Genomic DNA, 22,211 nt, shown 5'->3' on the forward strand with positions numbered 1-22,211 from the left:
CCAGGAATATTCAGGGCTGTATCGGCTTTGTTTCATGAAGGTGAAGCAGTGAATCGATAATGGTGTCTCTGCCTCCTGGCGTCCAACTCATAGCGTACCAATTAGGTATGAAGCGAGCGCAGCGTCCCTGCACCGCTTTATGATTCTGCCAGAAAGGACTGCTCTGCAGCTGCTGGAGTATGCGTTGGCTTTCGGGGTGACGATGCAGCCGTTGCACGAACAGATAATCGGTATGCAGCTCCAGACGATCAAGCTGCTCTGGTGACATCTCGATCTTGCGATCAAGCGCTTCAATGGCGCTTCCGGGAGTTAAGTCTAACTCGTCGTAGAGAAGCTCATTAATGGGATGGCTGGGCAGCCCCTGAATACGTATCGCACGATCGGTGATACGCAGCATCGTGAGGCTGGCTCCGCTAAATGAGGAGCGCAGTCGCTTGCGGGCATCCTCGGAGCGCCGGGCAAGTCGCTGTAACTGCTGTCCGGCCAAGCGCTCCCGACCGACGAGCTCTGCAATTTTACGCACCGCGAGCCGCCAGTCACTCTGATGCTCGATGCACACGGTCGGAGCCACTTGCTGCAACAGAGACTCGCAATTCTGGTGATAGCGGTCGATCAGGATGATTTCGGGCTGCAGATGTCGCAAAGCACGCAACTGTGCGGCGACCGCGCGCGAATGAGATTCGGGAGCGGTGTCTGGATAATGGAAGCAATTGAACACGGCCACCGGCTGTACTCCGAGCGAACGCAGGATGCTGGCGAAATCGGAGCAAGCAGTTACAGCGACGCGTAACGTTGCTCTGCGCCGATAGAGCTGAGGCGCGATTCCAATAGTATGCTTGAATACCCGGCTGAAATAGAATTCACTGTTGAAGCCGAGCTGAATAGAAATCTCTTTAATGCTGCTTTCCTCTTCAGTGAGGCGTTTTTTGGCCTCGTCAACTCGTGAGCGTGTCAAATACTCAATGGGCGAGACGCCCATTGTTTTTTTGAATTTACGGGAGTAGGAGGTAGGGGTTAGATTGGCGATATCGGCTAACTGAGGAAGGGTGATCGATTCGTGCAGATGGTAGTGCATATAGCGAATGCTGCGCTGTAGATTGTCATCGTCGCCGACTTGCCATTGCTCAGAAGCATCCTGAAGCATTGTGTCATACAATTCGCGAAAAAGCCTCTGCAGGTATTCGTCATCGCGTTGCAGACGCGGCCGCCGTGATTCGTTATGCATTTGTACCAGCCATTCGCGTACTTGGCTCGTGTTGCGAAGACGAATGTCACTGCCTCGCAGTGGCTCAGGCCATATATGTTTGTCTGTCGTTTGCCAACGCTGCCCGGCCTTGATGAGACTTACTGGCTCGAGCACAAGCAGATAGCCGCTGAAGAGACCTTCTGAATCGATGCTTACCTTCTCCTCTGGCAGAAGCAGCAAAGGCTGCATGGTTTGTATGCTTCGGGAGCAGCCGTTGATAGTCAACGTCCCAGAGCCTTCAGTAAGAATTGTTAGCAGAGGTACTGGTATACGACGGCTAATGGTGTTACGGATGATAGGGTCGAGCCGACGGACTGCGGTTAGCAAGAAAAACATGCGCCGTTTCATAGCAGCATCTCCAGTCGTAAAATGCGGAATTGCGTATTCGATATCATTTTAAGTGATAATCATTTTCAATGTCAATGCTGGCTATGGTTGATTTTGTGTATGGTAGATTTGCACTAGTGGATATAATCGTACAGGGAACCGGATAAAAAAAGATATGTACAAATAATGTCGAAATCCGTATCATTATCAATGATAATCATTATCAAATAATGAATCGTGAGGATTGAAAGAATTCCAGGGAGGTTTTTTAAGAGGATGACTAGGTTACGCTCACTTTGGTTCGCAGCATTACTGGTAGGAATGCTGCTCGCGGTCGGCTGCGGAAATTCGCTGAATCATTCGAATGTTGGAGAAGGGGAGAATGACCGGAATGCAGATGTAGAGAACATGACAGAAGGGCAGACGCAGACGATCAAACATGCCATGGGAGAAACGAAAGTACCGCTTCATCCGGTGAGGGTAGTGGTACTCGACAGCGGGGCGCTTGATAACGTGTTGGCACTTGGTGTGACACCTGTCGGTGCACCGTCTATCATTGCCGTGGAGAACGGCTTCTCCTCCTATCTTAAGGGGACAGAGAGTATTAAGAACATCGGGACGGTGGAACAACCCAACCTTGAGACGATTGCTTCGTTGGCACCGGATGTCATTATCGGTCTGAAGGACACTCATGAGGCAATTTATGATCAATTGACACAGATTGCGCCGACAGTATTTACCGAGGTCGGGGGCGGTCAGTGGGAAGAGAATCTTGTCGTGCATGCTAACGTGACAGGCAAGGAAGATGAAGCGAAGAAGTTGCTTGAGGAGTTGGACAAGAGGATAACGGAGCTGCACAATACGTTTGGCGATATGTTGGAAACGACCGAGGTGTCATTGCTGCGGCCGCGCAAGGACCGTGTCTCTGTGTATCTGAAGCCTGGCTTCACAGGCGGAGTCGCCGCGAAGCTCGGCATCAAGCGTCCGGCGCTCCAGGATCGCGACGACGATTTCAACTTCAATGTGACCGAGGAGCAGATCGCTGATTTGGACGGGGATGTTATCATTCTGTTCGGACGCGAGACGGAGCAGGATTATTTCGAGCATAAAATTAAGACGAGTCCGCTATGGCAGACGCTTAAGGCAGTGAAAAACAACCGCGTCTATTCCGCGAATTGGGAAGTATGGCTGAGCGGGCACGGTATTCAAGCTGTAAATCTGATGATTGACGATTATGCCAAATTTTTGGCGCAGTAAGGCTTGCGACGAGGAGACGGCTTTTGGCAGCTTTGCAACCGAGTAATCGTGGAGATGGGAGGCGTGCGATGAACACACGTATTGTTGGTCTTGTAGCCAGCGCTATGCTCGTGTTAGTTGCCTTGGCGGCGAGTGTAGCGCTCGGCAAGGCGATGCTTCCGATGGGTACGGTCTTGGATGCGTTTACTTCCTTCGATGGCTCGCGGGAGCATCTCATTGTACGCTCTGTACGGATGCCGCGCGCCCTCATGGCGATGATGGTAGGTGCCTCGCTTGGCGCGGCAGGCAGTGTCATGCAGGCGGTCAGCCGAAATACATTGGCCGGACCGGAGATGCTTGCTGGGAGTAACGGCGCTGCGTTGTTGCTTGTCATCTCCATGTTCCTGTTCGGCTATACCTCCTCCATAATTCATGTCTGGGCAGCATTGATTGGGACAGGATTGGCAAGCCTTGTCGTGTATGTGCTGGGTTCGTGGGGTGGTAAGTTGACAGCAATCAAGCTCCTTCTGGCGGGATCGACGATTAACATGCTGTTAGCTTCGCTCGTGCAGGGCATCCTCATCTTCAGTGAGCAGTCGCTGGACGAAATGCGATACTGGCTCGCCGGTTCGTTGACTGGCGGCAGCATGGACATGTTCTTGCGCGTCTTGCCGTATATGCTGGTTGGACTCACGGGCGCGATTGCGGCAAGCAGGCAGATCAATTTGATTAGTCTAGGCGACGATGTGGCTCAGGGACTTGGGCTTAGGATAGGACTGTACAAGGTCGTTGCTCTGCTGTCGGCAATGTGTCTTGTCGGCGGTGCAGTGGCTGTCGCAGGTCCTATTGGCTTCCTCGGACTGGCTGTACCTCATATCGCACGCTTCCTGGCTGGTATCGATTACCGCTGGGTCATTCCTTATGCCGCCCTGCTCGGTGCGGCGCTGCTGCTGCTGGCGGACATCGGCGCGCGCTTCATTCTGCCGGATGAGGAGATCTCTGCGGGCGTTGTGACAGCTATGCTGGGTGCCCCGCTTCTGATTTACCTCGTGCATAGGAAGGAGGGCTAGGAGGTGCAACGAAACTGGACCACACGTCGTTGGGGCTCGATTATGATATTGCTCGCGGCGGCGAATTTCGCTGTGCTGCTTCTAGGCGTTATGATTGGAGAATTTCCCGTCCCGCCTCTGGAAGCCTTGAAGTCGATGATCGGCATTGGTGATTCGGCGTATCGCTTTGTCATTCATGAGCTGCGCTTGCCGCGTGCGCTCGTTGCCTTTCTTGTTGGTGCTGGTCTGGCGCTGGCTGGGGCGGTCTTGCAGGGCTTGACCCGTAATCCGCTGGCCGCTCCCGGGGTAATCGGCATCAACAGCGGCGCGGCAGCACTGGCAGTGACCGCGATCGTTGTCATTCCCGCATTCCCTGTAGCGGCGCTGCCCTTCGCAGCCTTCGCAGGAGCATTGGCGGCAGCCTTGCTTAGCTATGCGCTGGCTTGGCGTCGAAGAGGCAGTTCGCCGATGAGGATGCTGCTCGTCGGCGTCGGCATTGCGGCTTCCGCTAACGCTTATATTACTTTCTGGGTAACGACGCGCGATATTAATTCGGTCAAGCAGGCGATGTTGTGGTTGATGGGCAGTACCTACGGCCGTACTTGGGAGCATTTCTGGTCGCTGCTGCCCTGGTTCGTCTTGCTCGTGCCGGCTATGCTTGTTATGGCAAGACGGCTCGATGTGCTGAAGCTGGGCGACGAACTGGCGATTGGCTTGGGTAATGCCGTTGAGCGCACACGCGCGCTACTGTTGCTCGCTTGTGTTTGCCTTGCTGGCGCCTCGGTCGCTATGGCTGGTACGATCGGCTTTATTGGACTGATGGGCCCGCATATCGCGCGCCATTTGGTGGGTTCGATGAGTCTGCGATTGCTCAGTACATCTGTGTTATGCGGGGGGCTTATTGTAATGACGGCTGACTTGCTCGGAAGGGCGCTCTGGCCGCCGATTGAAATTCCGGCTGGCATCATCACAGCTGCGCTTGGCGCGCCATATTTAATCTACCTGCTCTGCCGCAATCGGCGGCCGAGCTGAGTACAGGAGGAGAGGGAATGGCAACGAACAGCTTCACACCCCGCAACGCTATCGCGCAGCTTATCAAGTCACGGCGCACTGTTCGGTTATTCACTGACGATCCGGTCACCATAGGGCAATTGACGGCGCTGTTGGACATTGCGATTTGGGCTCCTAATCACAATCTTCGCGAACCGTGGCGCTTTATCGCGTTTACCGGAGAAGGCCGGAGCGTATTTGCAAATGCGGTGTTCAACACGTACAGCGCCGACGAACGTAAAAAATACGGCGAAGCCAGGCGTATCGAATACATCGAGACGCCACTGCACCTGGTTATTGTACTACGTGAAGACCCGAGGCAAAAACAATGGGATGAGGATTTTGCAGCTGTATGCTGTTTGCTGCAAAATCTGCAACTCGCCGCCTGGGAGGAAGGGATTGGAATGGTCTGGAAGTCTAATCCGTACATGTACAATCCCAAATTTCGCGAGAGCGTTGGCGTACGACCCGGAGAAAAGATTGTCGCGGTGTTGCATATCGGCTACCCGCGTATCGTACCAAAGGCATCTCCTCGAACACCGGCTGTGGAGAAGTTGACGGTCGTCGACTGTTAAGGAGCCCGGCGTCTAAATTCAATAGCCATTTCACAGCCTAATTTTCTTGGCCTTTCTGAATTCGAAGGGAACGGATTCTTCTATGAAAGTCAATAGGGGGCTGGAATGAGATAAACGCGTTAAGAACTATAGTTTATAACTATAAACATTATTTATATTATATATTAGACCAATAACGTTGTTTGACTATATGCTAATCATAAATAAGCAATGAGGAGGAAGAAGCTCATGTCCATTTATGATTTCAAGCTGAGAGCAATATCCGGCAAGCTGATAGACATGTCAATATATCGCGGAAAGGTTCTCTTAATTGTCAATACTGCGAGCCAATGCGCTTATTCGCGTCAATTCGCCGATCTTCAAGGGCTGTATGAGAGCCTTCGCGAGCAGGGCTTCGAGATTCTCGCATTCCCATGCAATCAATTTAACGGGAAAGAGCCTGGCAGCAATGCGGAGATTCAAGGCTACTGCGAGACTAGCTTTGGCCTAACCTTTCCGATGCTCGAGAAGGTGGAGGTCAGGGGAGCGCATGCTCATCCGTTGTTCGCGTACTTAACAGAGCAGTCGCCCTTTCGAGGCTTCGACATGGAAACCTCGGGCGGCCGCTGGATGGATGATTTCCTGCGAGAGAAGCATCCGGACATTTATCGGGGAGACGGTATCAAGTGGAATTTCACGAAGTTCCTCATCAATCGAGATGGCGCGGTGAGAGGCAGATACGAGCCGTCATTAGAACCCGGCGATATCAATCCGGACATCGAAGCTCTTCTGGCCAATTAATCGCTCGAACGCAGCTGCTCCGCCAAACCGATTAAAAGTCCTTCTGTTCCACGAATGTAGCAGAGTCGATACGAGTTCTCGTACTGGACGATTTCGCCTACGAGCTGAGCCCCTTTCTTCGTGAGTCTGGATACCAATTCATCGATGTCCTCAACGGCGAACATGACGCGCAAATAACCAAGGGCATTCACAGGAGCAGCTCGGTGATCCGATATTGCGGGCGGGGTGAGAAAACGCGAAAGCTCAAGTCGGCTGTGGCCATCCGGCGTGACCATCATAGCGATCTCTACACACTGCGAACCCAGCCCGGTAACGCGACCAGCCCATTCCCCTTCGATAGTAGCTCGCCCTTCGAGCCTCAAGCCGATCTCCTCGAAGAAAGAGATTGCGTCATCAAGGGATTCTACAACGATTCCGACATTGTCCATTCTTAGCAAATTGTTATTTGACATGGATGGATCTCCTTATCCTTATTATTTTGTCGCCGTTCATAATGAGAAAACCTCTATCGAGGCCCGCTATTGTGGTAACAAAGAATTCCTCGCCGTCATGCAGCCATGACGGCGAGGAATTCCAATTCCGGCCTAATCTTGCGGTCTGGGACCGGCGTCGAGGCCAGTGGATGAAACGGTCTTCAGCGGCTGCACGGTAAGATCTTCGTGCACGTGAATCTGACAAGAGAGCCGATGACTCGGGTTGTCGATGCCCTTGGTTGAACGAACGGCTGCTTCAGCCTCGCCCATTTCTCCAGCTTCTCCGTCTTGCACGTCCACGATACAGGTTGTGCATCGTGCGTTTCCGCCGCAGCGATGAAGAATATCCACGCCATTATCCTCTAATGCGAGAACCAGCTTCTTGCCTTCTTCCACCTCGAATGAGCCTTTGCCTTCCACGGTTATCATTGCCATTGCTATCGCCTCCCTTTCTCTTCTATCATAGTAACCGATTTAAGAGAATTCAATACGGAGGCGTAAATTCATTAATGGTAAGCCGGCGTTTCGATGCCGCATGGGCCGCCGTCCGGGTTGTTCTCAAGCTCCAGAGTCGTTCCGTCGGCGCGATAGAGCGGGTTATACCAGTGCGAGATGCTCATGGCGCTCGCATTGGCGTAATGGGAGATGAACGCTCGGCGGAAGCGGTCCTTCGTCTTGTTGCGATAAGAGCCGTGAATGAGGTTGCCGTTGAAGAACAGAATATCTCCGGGCTCCATCAACGCTTGTATCGGCTTCTCCTCTTTGGGCGGCTTTACGTAGTGCGTGGTGAAGGATTCCTTCGAATCGGATTCCTCCGGGCATACGATCTCGTACGTATTGGTTTTCGGCACCAGCAGCATGCAGCCATTCTCTTCGTCGCAGCGGTCGATGGCCGCCCATGCGGCAATGCAATTTCCAGGCTCTACCTTCAGATAAAAGTTATCTTGATGAAGCGCCTGCCCCCGCGAGCCCGGGGGCTTGTAGTAGAACATGCTCTGGGCGGCATAGGCTTCCTCGCCGTACAAATCGCCTAGTATGCCCAGCACTTGGGGATGAAGCATATAGCTTTTCGCGACGACGTTGAAGCGATGCGGATGCATGACGCGCGGATATCTTTTGAGAGGATCTTCTTCGATCCCATCCTCCAATAAAGGCTCGAAGTAACCCGGAACCGATGTTTTGCTGATTTCATCAAAGTTGCTTCTGATTTCCTCGACTTCCGATTCGCTCCATACGCTTTTCACAATGAGATAGCCCTCGGTTTGGAATTGCTGGAGCTGCTCTTGGGTCAATGCGTTCAACGCTCTTGTCATATTCGATCGCCTCTTTCTGTGCGTATTGGTGATGCTTTTATTATAAGAGGGAGCACTCACGGCAAGAAGTCTCGTTGCTGCTGTATACTGGTTGGATTATGCTATGAGATTGATAATTTTGTTTATATTCCTTATATTAAATAATAAGTTATTGCTTGAATACTGTTAGGAGGAGGAAGAGGCATGGCTGCGGGGGGGACATATTTGCCGGGGAATGGCATTATAGCGGGACATTTCCGCGAGAACGATCATTACTTGATTTCGCGGCCGGAAGGCATGAACGATTGGCTTCTTCTCTACACGATAGACGGAGAAGGGTATTTCCACACGCCAGCAGGGGAGAGAAGCTGCGGAGAGGGGGATATGGCGCTGCTCCGCAAAGGAACGCCGCATTCCTATGGCACGAAGCAAGGGAGAACTTGGCATTTCATGTGGGCGCATTTCGAGGCTTTGCCGGAGGTTGGGCTGCTGCCGGTCGAGGAGGTGCTGATTTGCCCCGTCGCATCGAGCTCGGTGCAGCGCCAGCTTGCGAGAATGTTCCGCTCGCTGCTGCAGTACTCCAGAGATCGCAGCAGGCTATGGCAGGAGCTCTGCGAGAATCAGCTCAGCGGAATGCTGCTTATTATGGCGGAGCATTTGACAGAGGGGATGGATCCGCGCGTCAGTCAGGTAATGCGGCTGCTGTCTTCCCGCATGCAGGAGCAATTGTCTCTGGAAGAGCTGGCGGAAGATGCGGGATTATCCGTTTCGAGGCTCTCGCATCTTTTCAAGCAAGAGACGGGAAGCTCCATTCTCGACACCTTGAATGGCATGCGGCTGGATCAGGCAGCAATGCTGATGACCCATGCTGGACGAACGGCCACCGAAGCGGCATTTGATGTCGGCTTTCAGAGCTATAATCACTTCGCGGCGTTGTTTCGCAGACGGTTCAATCGCAGCCCGAGCCGATATCGGGACGGCTAGCGAAACAGGCTGCCTCCCGCTCAGAAAGAACGGGAGACAGCCTGTTTTCGGGAATATTGCGACCATTAGAACCAATAATCGCCGTCCGGGTAAAGCTCAATTTCAAGCTCATCATTCGGCTGGTCTTTGCTGATGGAAGCATACGCATAAGTGATATCGTCGTACACGATATAGATGCCGCACTGCTCAATTCCCTCAATGGCCTCCCAATGATGCTGTGCATAATTGTTCATAAAGACCTCTTGCTGCTCTTCGGTCCAGGATTGGAATTCTGCCAGATCCTCCTCTGAATCGAGATAAATGCCTAGTGAAGCTTCATCCGCATTTTCGTCAGATCCGTCATCATAGTAATTCGCATAGAAGTCGAAGGTGGCTCGCCTTGTAAGCTCCTTCTGAATCCATTCGTTGGTTTGGAGGGTAGCCTCATGGTTCAAATCCGGCTTATCATCCGTGAAATATCCTGCATAGAGCAGCTCTCCGTCGGCGGAAATCATTAAACCGAGACCGTCGGCTAATGATTGGTAGACTTGTCCGATATATAACCCTCCATCAGGCATATAAACAATGGCCAGGCCAGTTATGGAATACGGATCCAGCTTTCCTCGCATAGCCAATTCTCCCGTTACGGAATAATAGGTACCGTAGCCGCCGGGCAAATCATTGGCGAACATGCCGTCATAGACGAGGATGCCGTCCACATACAGCTTTCCCTGCGTCTTCTCATCATAGTACCATTGTCCGTCATAGACCAACTCGTTTTGATAGTAAAGCCTTCCTTGGCCGATAAAATAGGTAGATTCCATATCGCCGTTGTAACGGAAGTCGCCGTAGAAATAGTTTCCTCTGCCGGTCATATCGTTATCCTTGAACGTACCTGAATAAACGAGCGTGCCATCGGTAGCGTAGGCTTTTCCAACGCCTTCCTTCAAGCCCTTGCTGTATGAGCCGAAATGATAGCTGCCGTCATCGTAGACGGTTTTGCCAATTCCATCAAAGCGGTTATTTTTGAAATCTCCCTCATAATACGCGCTGGGATCATTAAGATCATACAGCGTTCCTTTCCCGTCAAGCAGACCGTTCTTCACTTGACCTTCGTAGAGAACTTCGTCGCGGTAAAGCCATTTGCCGGTTCCGTTCGGCACACCGTCGGTCATTTCGCCTTTATAAATGGTGTCATTCGCAAACAAGGCGTCAAAGCTTTGGGACATAAAGGTTGAAGCGATGTCGATTCTGCGATTTTCTCCATCCCACACGACGCTGCGGCCCGTTGCTTCTCCTATGAATCGGAGAGGAATCATCGTGTTATCTTGAAGGAGTGCAGGAGCCTGCAGAAGCTCGATATCTTGTCCGCTGACGACTGCCTTCTTGCTGTCAATGACAAGCTGGATGAGCAGTTTTTCCTTCGTTCCGGTTACCGTGCGGGTCTCGTTGTCCCAGTCCACCTCGAGGCCGAAGCTCTCGAACAGCGGGCGGAATTGCACCATGGTCGTTCCGTTCACCAGCACGGGGTCAATCGTGAAAGCAATCGGCTCGTAGTCTACATATACCTGAATAGGCGAGAGTGTTTCCGGGACAGGATTGGTATACAGAATTCGAACGCCTTTGGATTTCAGCTCGGCAATAACCGCCTTATTCTCCTTGCTCAGATTGTTCTCCTCAACAGACAGCACCTTTATGAAAATCAGCTTTGTCAACGGAGATAAGTCCAAATCCGAGTGCGCTTCTACATACAATTGTTCAAGAAACGGGGCTTCAGTCAGAAAATCCAACGAGTGAACGTCCATATCTTTGCTGATTGTTAATGTTGTTAACAGGGAGAGCTCCGCACCTGTTATTTCCGTGTTATCATAGAGCGCCAGTTCCTTCCTGACTTCCTTCTCTACATCCGGTTCAAGCTCTTCATCCAGTTTAAGCAGCTCATCGATTGGTGCTGCTTCAGCGGTATTCCACTCTGCAGGACCGGTCCACATCAGCATGCCGGTCAGGATAATCAGGCATACAAGGGTGTTGCTCATCTTTCTTGTCATCAAAAAGGTTCCACCTTCCACATCATAATGAATAATTTCCAAATGATAGGTATACGACGTCCGGAGGCGGATATCCTTCTTTATATTTGTAAATAGGGCTGTATTCTTTATAATGAGGAAAGCATGATGAAATTTGCACATTTGCACAGAAATAGGAACGAATTTATGAAGGGAGCAGGATGGAATGGAGCATGTATCGTTTGTACTGAAAATTGATCAGCAAGAGATGGAGGAATACAAGCGGCGCCATAACCGCGTCGATCCGGAGTTGGAGGAACAGTTCGAGGCGGCGGGCATTCACCGCTATCATATCTTCCTGCATGAAGGAACGCTGTTTGCTTACATGGAAGTAGAGAATTTCGAACAGGCGATGAAGCATCTGGCGGATCATCCCGCGAACCTGAAGTGGCAAGCGTTCATGTCGGACATGCTGCAGGCATGGGAGGACGGCTCGATGCAGAAGCAAATTCCGGAGATGTATCGGTTCGAGCGAAAAGGATAGAAGCGCTTGGCATGCGCGATAGAGAGGGCTGTCCGGTACAGTGAGTGGGGTTGCTTGCCGGACAGTCCTCTATTGCAACGCTGGTGAACAGCGTTGTGAGCCGTGCAACCGCGGGGCCTGCAGCGCTGAAAATCAGCGCTGGAAGGCGAGAAGCGGCGCAAGCCCGTGCTGCAGCGCTGGGGGGCGAGATGCGTGCAGAGTTACTTTTTACACTTGCAGCAGCCAATTCGCAACTTTTCAGCTGTGCAGATTTGCTTTTTACATTTAAGCGTCAGCTGAGGCAGCAGAGTCGGCCGATGTTCCGGCTCCTCCAGCGGCTCCTCCGTCCGCGCCGCCCGCGTCAGCATCCGAGGCACCCGCCGGCTTGCGGACTCCCGGCTTCCGGCCATGCCCGCCAAGTCCTTGCTTGAACTCGCCGTTCACGAAGGCGGTCAAGCCAGCCTCCGCGCGCTGCAGCTTCTGATCGAATTGCTCTTGCGTAATCGTGCCCGCATTTAATTGCTCGGTCAGCTTCTCCTTCACATCTTCGAGTCCGGCTGCGATAACAGCATCAACGTCGACGCCTTTCTCGGCCGCAATATCCGCGACGGCTTTGCCGGCTGCAAGCTCTGTCGTCAGCTCCTCAGCTGTTATGCCCAATGCGGCTGTTATGGCTTCCAGGCCGACGCCCAGCTTGCCGCCGGAGCCTGGTATTCCCGCGTTCGGGCCTTTCAGCCCTCCTTTGCCTGAACCTGTCGCAACGTCAGCGCTGTCCGCCTTGTCATGAATCCGCTGCGCGTTGTTCACCAGCTTGTCGATTCCGTTCGTGGCCTGATCGAGCAGCTTGTCATACTGCTCCTGTGTAATAGCTCCGGAAGCCAGCTTCTCATCCAGCTTGGCTTTCACGGCAGCGACGCCTGCATCGATAACGGTCTGCACGTCAATGCCCTTCTCCGCAGCAATATCCGCAATCGTCTTGCCTTCCTTCAGAGCTGCTTTCAATTCCTCGCCGGTAATGCCGAGCGTGTCGAGCAGGACGCCGTCCTCGGATCTCAGCATCGGCGAACCGTCATGCCTGCCTCTCCGCTTGCCAATCCCGTCATTCCAGTTCCTGCCGTCCTTCAACTCGAGCTTGCTTCCTCCGTCCGTATCCCCGGCAGCCGCATTCGCTTGTCCTCCGGACCACAGTGCGCCGCCGCCCAATGCCAGAGACAACGCGATGGAACAGGCAATTACCGTTTTCGCAGGTTTACTTTTGATCATTCGTTCTCCTCCTTTTCACAGGTATGGGATATTACCTTACCCATCATAGACAACCACCCTTAATTTCCCTTTAAAACAATCTGAAAAAATCCTTAATTTAATCTAAATTTTTTTGGATGCTATAATGATTCTAATCAAGTCGGGAGATGGACATTAGAGGGAGGGCGCGAAATGAGAAGAAAGGTCGTGCTCGCGGATGACGAGCCGCTTATCGTGAAGGGTCTCAGCAAGCTGATTCCATGGAATGACTATGAGCTTGACCTCGTTGCCTTCGCATATGACGGCAAGGAGCTGCTGGACGCCATTGCGCAGCATCAGCCGGATATCGTGGTCAGCGACATTAGCATGCCGCATTTTACGGGTATCGACATGATTAAGGAGATGAAGCGGCTGGAGCTTCCCGTGAAGGTTATCTTCATCAGCGCTTACCAGGAATTCTCTTATGCCAAGGATGCCGTGGCCTACGGCGCGGTGGATTACCTTGTGAAGCCGGTCAACAAGAGCGAGCTGGAGGAGGTTGTCCGCAAGGCGATCTCTTTGCTGCAAGAGGAGGACGAGGAAGGCAAACGGAGACATAAGCTCGAGCAGCTTGAGCGCAAAGCCGGCGAAGACGAAATCGGAAGCTGGCTTAAGCAACTGACGGAGGGCACCCTGTCGCTTCATTCCGACGCCTATCAGACGCTGCAAGAGATGATGGCCGGGGAGCTTCGGACGGTAAGCGTCATTCAGGTCGATCCGAAGGGCAATGATCACGAGCGGTGGCCCGCGCAGACGCGCAAGCTCGTAGAATTCGCTATTCATAATGTTGTGCAGGAGAGCTTGCTTGCTTATGGAGCCGGTTATTTGTTTCTGAAAAATGGCAACTACACGGTTGTTCTGGATCATGACGAGCCCGATATGCCCAAGCTGCTGGCGGATACGCTGATCCGCAACATCGACGGCTTCCTGAAGCTGAAGGTATCGATCGGCATCGGCGGCTCAAAGCGGGAGCTGACCCAGCTTAAGACCTCCTGCGAGGAAGCGGAGTATGCGCTTGGAATGACTTATTTCTACGGCATGAACCGGACGCTTTCCTATCGGCTGCCCGAGCAGAGGAAGGACAGCGAGCATAAGCTGTTTGCCCTGCAGCTTGATATGATCAAGGCGATGATCGGGCAACAATGGGAGACTGTGCTGGCAAAGCTGGAAGAACTGATGACGGTGATCGAGTCGGCGACGATCGGGAACCGCAAGCTGGCGGTCTCCGCTGCATTCTCGTCGATTCTGCACATCGCGCAGGAGGTGAAGAAATCCGGCGCGAACCTCCCCGAAGGGGGCTTCGATATTCAGCATTTGCAAAGCCGATTGGAGCAATACGACAGCTATGTCGAGCTTTCCGAAGGCGTGCGGGAGATATTGCAGGAGCTGTACGACCGGATAGATGATCGATCGGGCAGCAAGGAGAAGACCTTGATCGCGAAGCTGGTCGCCTATATCGACGAGCACTACAGAGAGGATATTTCGCTGGAGTCTGTCGCGGCGATCGCTTTCATGAATCCCTATTATTTCAGCAGCTTCTTCAAGAAGCATATGAAGCAGAACTTCAAGCAATACGTGACCGATCTGCGGATGAAGCATGCGATTAAGCTGCTTGCGAGCACCGACATGATGGTGTATGAAATCGCGGAGGAGGTCGGCTACAAGAACGCGCGTCATTTCAGCGATATGTTGCCAGACTCGAGTGGACGGAAGACGGCTGGCTGCGGTTGGCGTCAGGCGGCAAGCGGCCGCCTCTAATTGAAGAAGGGCCAAATCTGCCGCCGCATCCCTTCCCGGCTGAATCGGCTGAGGATCATTTCGACGAACCACAGTTGGGCGGCCAGTATTTCTCGCTCCGAGTTCCTGCAAGCGAAGAATGGATGAGTCTGACGGAGCGTCCGGGATTTCTGCGGCTTCGCGGCCGGGAGTCGCTGAACTCCTGGTTCGATCAGAGCCTGATCGCCAGAAGGCTCCAGCATTATGAATGCGAAGCGGAGACCTGCGTGGAGTTCGAGCCGCTGCATTTTAACCAGATGGCGGGCTTGGCGCTGTATTATGACGAAGCTGATCATTTCTATCTGTATGTCAGCAGGGATGAGGACAAGGGCAAGCAGATTGCGCTTTCGGTAACGAAGCAGGGGCAGTACGGCGAGCCCGAAGGAGCCGCATTGTCGGCGGAGGGCTGGGATCGTTGTTATTTGAAGGCGACGATTCGTTACGACGAGGTTCAGTTCAGCGCATCCCCTGACGGTGCGGATTGGCAGCCTGTCGGTCCGGCGCTGGATCTTGGCCAGCTATCCGACGAATATGAGGGCAAGCTGGGCTTCACCGGCACCTTGATTGGCCTCTGCGCGCAGGATTTGTCCGGCACGGGACTGCATGCCGATTTTGATTATTTCAACTATGCGAGTGCGGATGCGGGGGTCGAATAGGCAAGAGAAATATGCTTTCCGGCAGACAGCGGCGACATGCTGTTTGCCGGGAGGTGTATTTTTGTTTTGAAGCAATATGAGGCCATGGAGAGAGTTAGTGAGATTAGTGAGAGCGGGGAAGTGTAAAATATAAGGGTGAAAATCCTGTTTATCGCATGAATCTGAGCAGACGAGATGAATATAAGGGAATTATTCCAGTATATTACCGCGAGCTTGTTTGATATACACTCTGAACAAGGTATGATGGACAAAAGCAAGCACACAGAGAAACGGGGGGATCGCAATGGCATTCCTGCGCAGCTGGCGCAACAGCATATTCGTTAAATTTTCCGCGGCGTTCCTGTTGGTCGGGCTGATTCCGTTAATCGCGCTCAGCATCTTCTCCTTGCAGGCGTTCACAGGCCATGTGCAGCAATTCACCGTGAATAATCTGAAGCAGATGTCGCTCTACATGAGCTACAACGTGAACAACTTCATCTCGGATTACGACGATATTACGAGGCTGATGTACACGGGAAGATACGAAGGCTATTCGCAGAGCTTGTCCGTGAATCAGACGCAGAACGTGAACGAGTACGGACAGATCAATGACGCGCCGATAGACGGATTTCTGAAAACAGTTCTATACAGCGACAAGCAAATCCGCAGCGTCTACTTTGTTCGCGCCATGGACGGCAAGCTGTATACGCAGACCCGCCAGAGCAAGCCGCTTCGGGCGGATCAACTGCCCCTTGAGGAATGGTCGAGGCCGCTTGCCGAGAACCCGAACTATCTCTCGATCTATCCGACCCATGATGAGAGCTATTACACCAATTCCAACTACCGCGTCATTACCTTCGGACGCAATCTCATTGATATTTCCGGCAAGCTGACGGCGGAGCCGAAGGTGGTCGGCAGCTTGTTCATCGATGTGGACGCGGGAGCGCTCGACGCCTTCTTCCGCGAGCTGAATTTGGGCGAGTCGGATCAGCTCTACGTGCTGGATGGCGAGAATAAGGTGTATTACAGCCAGAGCAGCAGCTCGAAAGCGGGTAAGAATCCCGACTTCGAGCATTTCGACACGGGCAATTTCCTCGTGCTTAGTGAGGAGGTTCCCAATCTGAAAGGCAGAGTGCTGATGCTCGTCTCGAAGGAAAATCTGTATCAGCAGCTCACCTCCACCCGATTCGCCGTTTACATTGCAATCATTATCTGTGCGGCGGTGCTGCTTGCGATGGGTATCTGGTTCTCGAAACGGCTTGGCTCGCCGATCCGCAATGTGCTGCAGCATATGAACAAGGTTGAGATGGGCAATCTCGATACGCCGATTACAAGCTACGGCAAGGATGAGATGGGCAGGCTCGCGTTCGGCTTTAATCGAATGCTCGATCGGTTGAAGATTTTCATCAATGAGGCCTATGTGGCGGAGATCAAGCAGAAGCAGGCGGAGCTTAACGCGCTGAAGAGCCAGATTCGTCCGCATTATCTCTACAATACGCTGGAAGTCATAAGGATGAACGCGGTCTATAATGACGACGGCGAGGTTGCGGAGATGATTCGTTCCTTATCCAATCAATTGAAATACGTCATTGATTACGGAGAGGATTGGGTAACGCTGCAGAAGGAGCTTGCCCATCTCGAGGATTATTTCTACATTATTCGGGTCAGGTTCGAAAATCGCATCGACCTCAAAGTCAATATAGCGCATGATATCGATTTGGATTGGCAGATTCTCAAGCTGTCGCTGCAGCCGATCGTGGAGAATGCGATTCAGCACGGCATTCGGCCCAAAGGCAGCAAGGGGAGCGTGCTTGTGACCGTCGAGAGCTTGAAAGGGAAGCTCGCGATTACCGTGTACGACGACGGTGTCGGAATCGAGACGGAGCGATTGCGGCGCTTGAAGCAAGCGCTGGATGAACCGGCGGCGCCCAGCAAGAATGTCGGAATGAAGAATGTGCATGACCGCATCAAATCGATGTGCGGCGACGACTATGGCCTGGAGCTTAGCAGCAAGCAGCATGTCGGCACCTCGATCAGGCTATGGCTGCCCGTCAAGGATGCGGCGACCAAAGCCGTCATCGAGAAGGAGGGTCCCCCTCAAAGCTGAAGCAGCGCTCGAAACATCTTAAATTCCCCGCACATGAGGCTTAAAAAACTTCATTCAATGAATCTGTAAGCGGTGTTACTCTTAGATCAAGGAACAAGCACAACCATTCAAAGCGCAGAACGAAAAGGGAGGCTTACAGAAAATGAAGAAAAAGACGGTTTTCCAATCCTTCTCCATCCTGCTTGCCGCGTCGTTGGTATTGACGGCATGCGGAGGAAACAATAACGGCAATAACGGCTCGAACGGCAATGCCGCGACCAATGCGCCGACATCCGATGCGACAGATGCTCCTTCGAAGAAGGTTACGATCTCGATGGGCTACGCGACCGGCGACCCGGCCACGAAGCAAGCGATCGAGAACACGATTGACGCGTTCACAGATGCGAATCCTAATATTACGATCAAGAACATCAGCGAAACGACAAGCGATTCCTACCTCGATTGGTTGAAAACGAAGGATGCGGTAGGCGAGTTCCCGGATCTCGTCGAGATGCGCGATACGAAGGTGTTCGCGGACGCGGGCAAGCTGGCCGAGCTTCCAGAGGATCTGCAAGGACTGTTCACGTATCTGCCGGAATATGAAGGCAAGAACTATAACGCGCCGATGACCGGCAACGCGCCTCAAGGCATCATATACAGCAAGAAGGCGTATGCGGACGCGGGCATCACCGAATTGCCGAAAACTTACGGCGAATTCATCGAAGCGCAGCAGAAGCTGCTGGACTCCGGCATCTCGCCGATCGTGGTCGGCGGCAAGGATCTGTTCCATATGGGCTTCTGGATCAATTACTTCCTGATTAATAATGTGTACGCGAATGATCCGGACTGGAACTCCAAGCGCACGGCGCAAACGGCAAGCTTCACGGACGAGAATGTGGTGAAGGCGATGACGGATTATAAAGAATTATTCTCGAAATATATCGACAAAGGCTGGCTGAGCACCGGCGACAATCAAACGGCTTCGATGCTCATTACGGGCAAGGCGGCCGAGCTGTACTCCGGTCCGTGGATGTTCGGACAGATCGAAGAAGCGGATCCGAGCTTCGAATACGGCTTCTATGCGCTGCCTGGCGATGACGGAAGCGTAACGGTCAACGGCCTGCCTACACTTGCGGGATGGTCGCTATCCGCGGAAGCAGACAAGGATCCGGATAAAGTAGCGGCGATTGAAGCGTTCATCAAATTCTTCTTCGAGCCGGAGCAATACGGTCCATATCTGGCGACGGTTAACGGCATTCCGACAACGAAGGCCGAGGTTACGTACGAAACCGGCGAGCAAATGAAGGAAGTGCTGCGTCTGATGGCGGATGATTCCGTCGGCAAGTCGATGATGATCAACAACTGGTTCGGCGACAATGCGATTCCGCCGCAATTCCGCAACTGGTTCTACAAGCTGATGCAGGAATTGGTCGTGAAGGACGGCAATGTAGCCGACTATATGAAGCAAGCCGATACGGAGTACGACAGCAATGTGAAAGCTAACGCGCAGTAATCCAGCTTTCTGCGAACATAACCTCTGCCGCTTACGGCGGGGGTTATTGTTTTCAAAGGGGCTTTAACGCCCGCTCAAAGTTCAACATGAAAGGCAGGAGAGAGCCATGAATGCCGCAGCTTTACAGAGAAAGAAGAGGAAGTGGTATCGCAACTACGCCATCTGGTTCGTGTTGCCCGCATTTCTGTTCTACACCGTGTTCGTCATGGTGCCGACCTTCAGCAGCGTCTATCTCAGCTTCACCTCATGGGACGGCATCAGCGATACGGTCCATTACATTGGATTCGATAACTTCAAGGAAATATGGAGCAGTCCCCGCGTGCATAACGCGCTCAAGAATACGATTATTGTTGCTGTCGCGCTTGTTTTATTAGAAAATATAGCAGCGCTTGCACTTGCGATCCTGATGGATCATGTGCGATGGTTCAAAAACTTCTTCCGCAGCATCTTCTATTTTCCCGTGCTCATGAGCGGTATTATTATGGGCTTCATCTGGAGTATTATTCTTAACTATAATTTCGGCGTCGTGAATCAGCTTCTGAGCATGATTGGACTGGAGTCCTGGAAGCTGGATTGGCTGGGCAATCCGAATTTCGCGCTGATTTCGATCATACTGTCAACGGTTTGGAAGTCCGCGGGCTATTATATGATCATCTATCTCGCCGGCTTGCAGGGCATCCCGCAGGATTTGCTCGAGGCGGCAAGCATCGACGGAGCGGGCAAGTGGAAGATTTTCAAGAGCATCACGTTCCCGCTGCTGGCCGGCGCGACCACGGTATGCGTCATGCTGTCGATGATCAATTCCTTGAAGCTGTTCGATCAGATCGCGGTTATGACCGACGGCGGTCCGGGCTTCGCGACGGAAACGTTGACTTACATTGTCTATAAGGTTGGTTTTGGCGAGCTGAGACAAGGCTTCGGAACGGCGCTGGCGTTCGTGCTCTTCCTGCTCATCCTCATCGTCTCGCTGATTCAGATTAAGCTGCTGCGCAGCAGGGAGGTGCAGATGTAGATGAGAAGCAAGGTGAAGAAACCGATAACATCCAGCGATATGGTCATTCTCGTCGTCACTTTGATCCTGGCGCTCATCTTCGTCTTCCCGATCTTCTTCAACATCATGTCGGCGTTCAAGACGAATGCACAAATTCTGAGAGACGCGCTATCATTCCCCACGGGAGTGTATCTGGACAGCTTCAAGTATCTGCTGACGGAGACGAGATATCCGCAGGCGATGGCGAACAGCGCGATTCTGACCCTCGGGTCGATCGCCGCAATGGTGCTTATTATCCCGATGGCGGCGTACGCCATCGAGCGAACGAATAGGAAATGGACGAACGCGGTTTATGTGTTCTTCCTGTTCGGCATGATGATTCCGTTCCAGGTGTACATGATTCCGCTGTTCAAGCAGCTCAAGCTGATGGGCTTGTTCGGCTCGCTCATCGGACCTATCTTCATCTACGTGGCGGGCTCCGTAGGCTTTGGCGTGCTGCTGTTCACAAGCTTTCTGAAGGGCGTTCCTAGAGAAATCGAGGAATCGGCGGAGATTGACGGCTGCTCGCGCATGGGCATCTTCTGGAGAGTGGTCTTCCCGCTGCTTGGACCGGTTACGGCAAGCATGGTCGTGCTGCAAGGCCTTGGCATCTGGAACGACTTCCTCATGCCGATGCTGGCGCTTCCCTCCGGCCAGGCGAAGACGATGGTCGTCGAGCTGTTCTACTTTGTCGGCGAATTCTCGTCCCGCTGGGACATGATCTTCGCAGGCACGACGATGTCGCTCGTTCCGGTGCTGATCGCGTTTTTGTCTCTGCAGAAGTATTTTGTGAAGGGTGTCTCGTCAGGGGCGATCAAGGGCTGAACTCGGGCCGAACCTAACGAAGACTCATAGCGTTAATCTCATCCTGCCGCCCGTTTTCTAAATTTAACGAAGATTCATAACGTAATTGCAGCAAAAACAGACATTTTGTCGCTAAAAAAGGTGAATAAGCATACAGATCTTCGTTAGATTCTCAATTATGCAGAAAATCGACTTATAACGTTATGAGGATTCGTTAGAGCTCTGACTTTTCATCGAATATGATGTTTGAACTTACGGAATAACCATAAATTTCTATAAGAAAGTGTGATGCGCGAATGCTTCAGGGTCAAGATCAGCTGTGGCTGAATGAAGTCGTTGAAAGAGTAAGGACCAAGCTGGATTGGGTAAGCGAGAAGTCGCGGGAGAAGATTCCGTACACGACGATAGACGGGACGCATGACAACCGGATTGTCGACAATCCGTCAGGCACCGAGACCGACGGCATCAACTGGTGGACGAACGGGTTCTGGGGCGGCATGATGTGGCTGATGCATCATGAGACCGGGCAGGAGAAGTACAAGGAGATTGCCGAGTTCTCCGAGAGGGCGCTGGATCGCTGCTTTGACGAATTCTACGGCTTGCATCATGACGTGGGCTTTATGTGGCTGCCGACGAGCGTGGCCAATTACAAGGTGACGGGTAATGGCGAGTCGCGCAAAAGAGCGCTGCATGCGGCGAATCTGCTCGCGGGACGCTTCAATCTGGCGGGCGGCTTCATTCGCGCATGGAATGACCTGGAGGGCGAGGATACGCGCGGCTGGGCGATCATCGACTGCATGTTCAACATTCCGCTGCTCTATTGGGCGACGGAGGAGACCGGTGATCCTCGCTTCAAGCAGATTGCGATGAGGCATGCGGACACGGCGATCGATGCTTTCGTACGAGGGGACGGCTCGGTGAATCATATCGTTGAATTCGATCCGGTGAACGGCGGCGTGGTGAAGACTTATGGCGGACAAGGCTATGAGGAGGGCTCATCGTGGACGAGGGGGCAGACCTGGGCGCTGTACGGCTTCATGATGAGCTATATCCACACCGGCAAGATTGAATACCTCCATACGGCCAAGCGAATTGCGCATTATTTTATGGCGAACATTCCCGAGAGCGGCCTTATTCCGATCGATTTCCGCCAGCCGAAGGAGCCGGCGTACGAGGATTCGACCGCGGCGGCGATCGCAGCCTGCGGATTGATCGAGATCGCGAAGGCGGTTCAGGCTAATGAGCGGGATGTATATATCCGCGCGGCGGTCAAGCTGCTGCGGACGCTGGACGAATCGCGCAGCGACTGGACGTCAGCGACCGACTGCCTGCTGCTGAACGGCTCGGCGGCGTATCATAATCCGAACCGTCATACGGCGATTATTTACGGCGATTATTATTTCATGGAGGCTATCTTCAAGCTGAAGGGCAATGATTTGTATTTGTGGTAGATGGCTGCTGACGGGCGGGCTCAATGTAACGAAGACTCATTACGTTATTTTCTATAAATGAACGTTAACGTTACCGGAGTTCCAGAACGCGGAGCCTGCCAGTCAGAACTTGTGG

20 protein-coding genes are annotated in these 22,211 nt (G+C 52.7%); 14 read left to right on the forward strand and 6 right to left on the reverse strand.

The window, feature by feature from the left end:
• Nucleotides 1-10: 10 nt before the first annotated feature.
• Nucleotides 11-1,594: an AraC family transcriptional regulator gene (locus HFP08_RS08695; protein ID WP_168120189.1), complete on the reverse strand. Its 1,584-nt coding sequence runs from the start codon at nt 1,592-1,594 to the stop codon at nt 11-13.
• Nucleotides 1,595-1,849: 255 nt separating this feature from the next.
• Between HFP08_RS08695 and HFP08_RS08700 the strand changes: the two genes are divergently transcribed.
• The 5 genes from HFP08_RS08700 (at nt 1,850) to HFP08_RS08720 (ending at nt 6,263) form a co-directional block, all read left to right on the forward strand.
• A complete protein-coding gene (locus HFP08_RS08700; RefSeq protein ID WP_168120190.1) occupies nt 1,850-2,830 on the forward strand; it encodes an ABC transporter substrate-binding protein in 981 nt (326 codons plus the stop codon).
• A 68-nt stretch (nt 2,831-2,898) separates the two neighbouring features.
• Nucleotides 2,899-3,879 (forward strand): FecCD family ABC transporter permease, encoded by a 981-nt coding sequence (locus HFP08_RS08705; protein WP_168120191.1) that lies wholly within the window; start codon nt 2,899-2,901, stop codon nt 3,877-3,879.
• Between the two features lie 3 nt (nt 3,880-3,882).
• Nucleotides 3,883-4,890 (forward strand): FecCD family ABC transporter permease, encoded by a 1,008-nt coding sequence (locus tag HFP08_RS08710; RefSeq protein WP_240941200.1) that lies wholly within the window; start codon nt 3,883-3,885, stop codon nt 4,888-4,890.
• A gap of 17 nt (nt 4,891-4,907) precedes the next feature.
• Nucleotides 4,908-5,483 (forward strand): nitroreductase family protein, encoded by a 576-nt coding sequence (locus HFP08_RS08715; protein WP_168120192.1) that lies wholly within the window; start codon nt 4,908-4,910, stop codon nt 5,481-5,483.
• A gap of 228 nt (nt 5,484-5,711) precedes the next feature.
• A complete protein-coding gene (locus tag HFP08_RS08720) occupies nt 5,712-6,263 on the forward strand; it encodes a glutathione peroxidase (protein WP_168120193.1) in 552 nt (183 codons plus the stop codon).
• Here HFP08_RS08720 and HFP08_RS08725 read toward each other — a convergent pair.
• The 3 genes from HFP08_RS08725 to HFP08_RS08735 all read right to left on the reverse strand — a co-directional run bounded on the left by HFP08_RS08725 (nt 6,260) and on the right by HFP08_RS08735 (nt 8,049).
• Nucleotides 6,260-6,715 carry a VOC family protein gene (locus tag HFP08_RS08725; protein WP_168120194.1) on the reverse strand — a complete coding sequence of 152 codons (456 nt, stop codon included), beginning with the start codon at nt 6,713-6,715 and terminating at the stop codon, nt 6,260-6,262. The two genes, HFP08_RS08720 and HFP08_RS08725, sit on opposite strands and share 4 nt — an antisense overlap.
• Before the next feature lie 132 nt (nt 6,716-6,847).
• A complete protein-coding gene (locus HFP08_RS08730; protein WP_168120195.1) occupies nt 6,848-7,171 on the reverse strand; it encodes a 2Fe-2S iron-sulfur cluster-binding protein in 324 nt (107 codons plus the stop codon).
• A gap of 71 nt (nt 7,172-7,242) precedes the next feature.
• On the reverse strand, nt 7,243-8,049 hold the full coding sequence (locus HFP08_RS08735; RefSeq protein WP_168120196.1) for a phytanoyl-CoA dioxygenase family protein: 807 nt from the start codon (nt 8,047-8,049) through the stop codon (nt 7,243-7,245).
• A gap of 183 nt (nt 8,050-8,232) precedes the next feature.
• Here HFP08_RS08735 and HFP08_RS08740 point away from each other — a divergent pair, with 183 nt between their 5' ends.
• Nucleotides 8,233-9,012 (forward strand): helix-turn-helix domain-containing protein, encoded by a 780-nt coding sequence (locus HFP08_RS08740; protein ID WP_168120197.1) that lies wholly within the window; start codon nt 8,233-8,235, stop codon nt 9,010-9,012.
• A 65-nt stretch (nt 9,013-9,077) separates the two neighbouring features.
• Here the strand turns inward: HFP08_RS08740 and HFP08_RS08745 are convergent, their stop codons facing one another.
• Complete coding sequence (locus HFP08_RS08745; RefSeq protein ID WP_168120198.1) at nt 9,078-11,039, reverse strand: stalk domain-containing protein; 1,962 nt, start codon at nt 11,037-11,039, stop codon at nt 9,078-9,080.
• A gap of 184 nt (nt 11,040-11,223) precedes the next feature.
• Between HFP08_RS08745 and HFP08_RS08750 the strand changes: the two genes are divergently transcribed.
• Complete coding sequence (locus HFP08_RS08750; protein WP_168120199.1) at nt 11,224-11,541, forward strand: L-rhamnose mutarotase; 318 nt, start codon at nt 11,224-11,226, stop codon at nt 11,539-11,541.
• 264 nt (nt 11,542-11,805) lie between these two features.
• Here the strand turns inward: HFP08_RS08750 and HFP08_RS08755 are convergent, their stop codons facing one another.
• Complete coding sequence (locus HFP08_RS08755; RefSeq protein WP_168120200.1) at nt 11,806-12,783, reverse strand: SHOCT domain-containing protein; 978 nt, start codon at nt 12,781-12,783, stop codon at nt 11,806-11,808.
• Nucleotides 12,784-12,954: 171 nt separating this feature from the next.
• On the opposite strand from HFP08_RS08755, the gene HFP08_RS08760 reads away from it, so the two are divergent.
• The 7 genes from HFP08_RS08760 (at nt 12,955) to HFP08_RS08790 (ending at nt 22,096) form a co-directional block, all read left to right on the forward strand.
• Nucleotides 12,955-14,559 (forward strand): response regulator, encoded by a 1,605-nt coding sequence (locus tag HFP08_RS08760; RefSeq protein WP_168120201.1) that lies wholly within the window; start codon nt 12,955-12,957, stop codon nt 14,557-14,559.
• Nucleotides 14,529-15,233, forward strand: coding sequence for a beta-xylosidase family glycoside hydrolase (locus tag HFP08_RS08765; protein WP_240941203.1), 705 nt, complete (start codon nt 14,529-14,531; stop codon nt 15,231-15,233). The genes HFP08_RS08760 and HFP08_RS08765 overlap by 31 nt, the downstream gene beginning before the upstream one ends.
• 283 nt (nt 15,234-15,516) lie before the next feature.
• Nucleotides 15,517-17,319 (forward strand): cache domain-containing sensor histidine kinase, encoded by a 1,803-nt coding sequence (locus HFP08_RS08770; protein WP_168120202.1) that lies wholly within the window; start codon nt 15,517-15,519, stop codon nt 17,317-17,319.
• 142 nt (nt 17,320-17,461) lie between these two features.
• Nucleotides 17,462-18,811 (forward strand): ABC transporter substrate-binding protein, encoded by a 1,350-nt coding sequence (locus HFP08_RS08775; protein ID WP_168120203.1) that lies wholly within the window; start codon nt 17,462-17,464, stop codon nt 18,809-18,811.
• A 106-nt stretch (nt 18,812-18,917) separates the two neighbouring features.
• Nucleotides 18,918-19,823 carry a carbohydrate ABC transporter permease gene (locus tag HFP08_RS08780; RefSeq protein ID WP_168120204.1) on the forward strand — a complete coding sequence of 302 codons (906 nt, stop codon included), beginning with the start codon at nt 18,918-18,920 and terminating at the stop codon, nt 19,821-19,823.
• Nucleotides 19,824-20,666 carry a carbohydrate ABC transporter permease gene (locus HFP08_RS08785; protein WP_168120205.1) on the forward strand — a complete coding sequence of 281 codons (843 nt, stop codon included), beginning with the start codon at nt 19,824-19,826 and terminating at the stop codon, nt 20,664-20,666.
• 275 nt (nt 20,667-20,941) lie between these two features.
• Nucleotides 20,942-22,096, forward strand: coding sequence for an AGE family epimerase/isomerase (locus tag HFP08_RS08790; RefSeq protein WP_168120206.1), 1,155 nt, complete (start codon nt 20,942-20,944; stop codon nt 22,094-22,096).
• The last annotated feature ends 115 nt before the right edge of the window (nt 22,097-22,211 follow it).

The sequence above is a fragment of the Paenibacillus sp. HB172176 genome (assembly GCF_011947265.1).
Classification (GTDB): domain Bacteria; phylum Bacillota; class Bacilli; order Paenibacillales; family Paenibacillaceae; genus Pristimantibacillus.

Excerpts from the sequence above, each read along its gene's own strand:
- HFP08_RS08695 (WP_168120189.1), bottom strand. The coding sequence starts at position 1,594 with ATGAAACGGCGCATGTTTTTCTTGCTAACCGCAGTCCGTCGGCTCGAC.
- HFP08_RS08700 (WP_168120190.1), top strand. The coding sequence starts at position 1,850 with ATGACTAGGTTACGCTCACTTTGGTTCGCAGCATTACTGGTAGGAATG.
- HFP08_RS08705 (WP_168120191.1), top strand. The coding sequence starts at position 2,899 with ATGAACACACGTATTGTTGGTCTTGTAGCCAGCGCTATGCTCGTGTTA.
- HFP08_RS08715 (WP_168120192.1), top strand. The coding sequence starts at position 4,908 with ATGGCAACGAACAGCTTCACACCCCGCAACGCTATCGCGCAGCTTATC.
- HFP08_RS08720 (WP_168120193.1), top strand. The coding sequence starts at position 5,712 with ATGTCCATTTATGATTTCAAGCTGAGAGCAATATCCGGCAAGCTGATA.
- HFP08_RS08725 (WP_168120194.1), bottom strand. The coding sequence starts at position 6,715 with ATGTCAAATAACAATTTGCTAAGAATGGACAATGTCGGAATCGTTGTA.
- HFP08_RS08730 (WP_168120195.1), bottom strand. The coding sequence starts at position 7,171 with ATGGCAATGATAACCGTGGAAGGCAAAGGCTCATTCGAGGTGGAAGAA.
- HFP08_RS08735 (WP_168120196.1), bottom strand. The coding sequence starts at position 8,049 with ATGACAAGAGCGTTGAACGCATTGACCCAAGAGCAGCTCCAGCAATTC.
- HFP08_RS08740 (WP_168120197.1), top strand. The coding sequence starts at position 8,233 with ATGGCTGCGGGGGGGACATATTTGCCGGGGAATGGCATTATAGCGGGA.
- HFP08_RS08745 (WP_168120198.1), bottom strand. The coding sequence starts at position 11,039 with ATGACAAGAAAGATGAGCAACACCCTTGTATGCCTGATTATCCTGACC.
- HFP08_RS08750 (WP_168120199.1), top strand. The coding sequence starts at position 11,224 with ATGGAGCATGTATCGTTTGTACTGAAAATTGATCAGCAAGAGATGGAG.
- HFP08_RS08755 (WP_168120200.1), bottom strand. The coding sequence starts at position 12,783 with ATGATCAAAAGTAAACCTGCGAAAACGGTAATTGCCTGTTCCATCGCG.
- HFP08_RS08760 (WP_168120201.1), top strand. The coding sequence starts at position 12,955 with ATGAGAAGAAAGGTCGTGCTCGCGGATGACGAGCCGCTTATCGTGAAG.
- HFP08_RS08770 (WP_168120202.1), top strand. The coding sequence starts at position 15,517 with ATGGCATTCCTGCGCAGCTGGCGCAACAGCATATTCGTTAAATTTTCC.
- HFP08_RS08775 (WP_168120203.1), top strand. The coding sequence starts at position 17,462 with ATGAAGAAAAAGACGGTTTTCCAATCCTTCTCCATCCTGCTTGCCGCG.
- HFP08_RS08780 (WP_168120204.1), top strand. The coding sequence starts at position 18,918 with ATGAATGCCGCAGCTTTACAGAGAAAGAAGAGGAAGTGGTATCGCAAC.
- HFP08_RS08785 (WP_168120205.1), top strand. The coding sequence starts at position 19,824 with ATGAGAAGCAAGGTGAAGAAACCGATAACATCCAGCGATATGGTCATT.
- HFP08_RS08790 (WP_168120206.1), top strand. The coding sequence starts at position 20,942 with ATGCTTCAGGGTCAAGATCAGCTGTGGCTGAATGAAGTCGTTGAAAGA.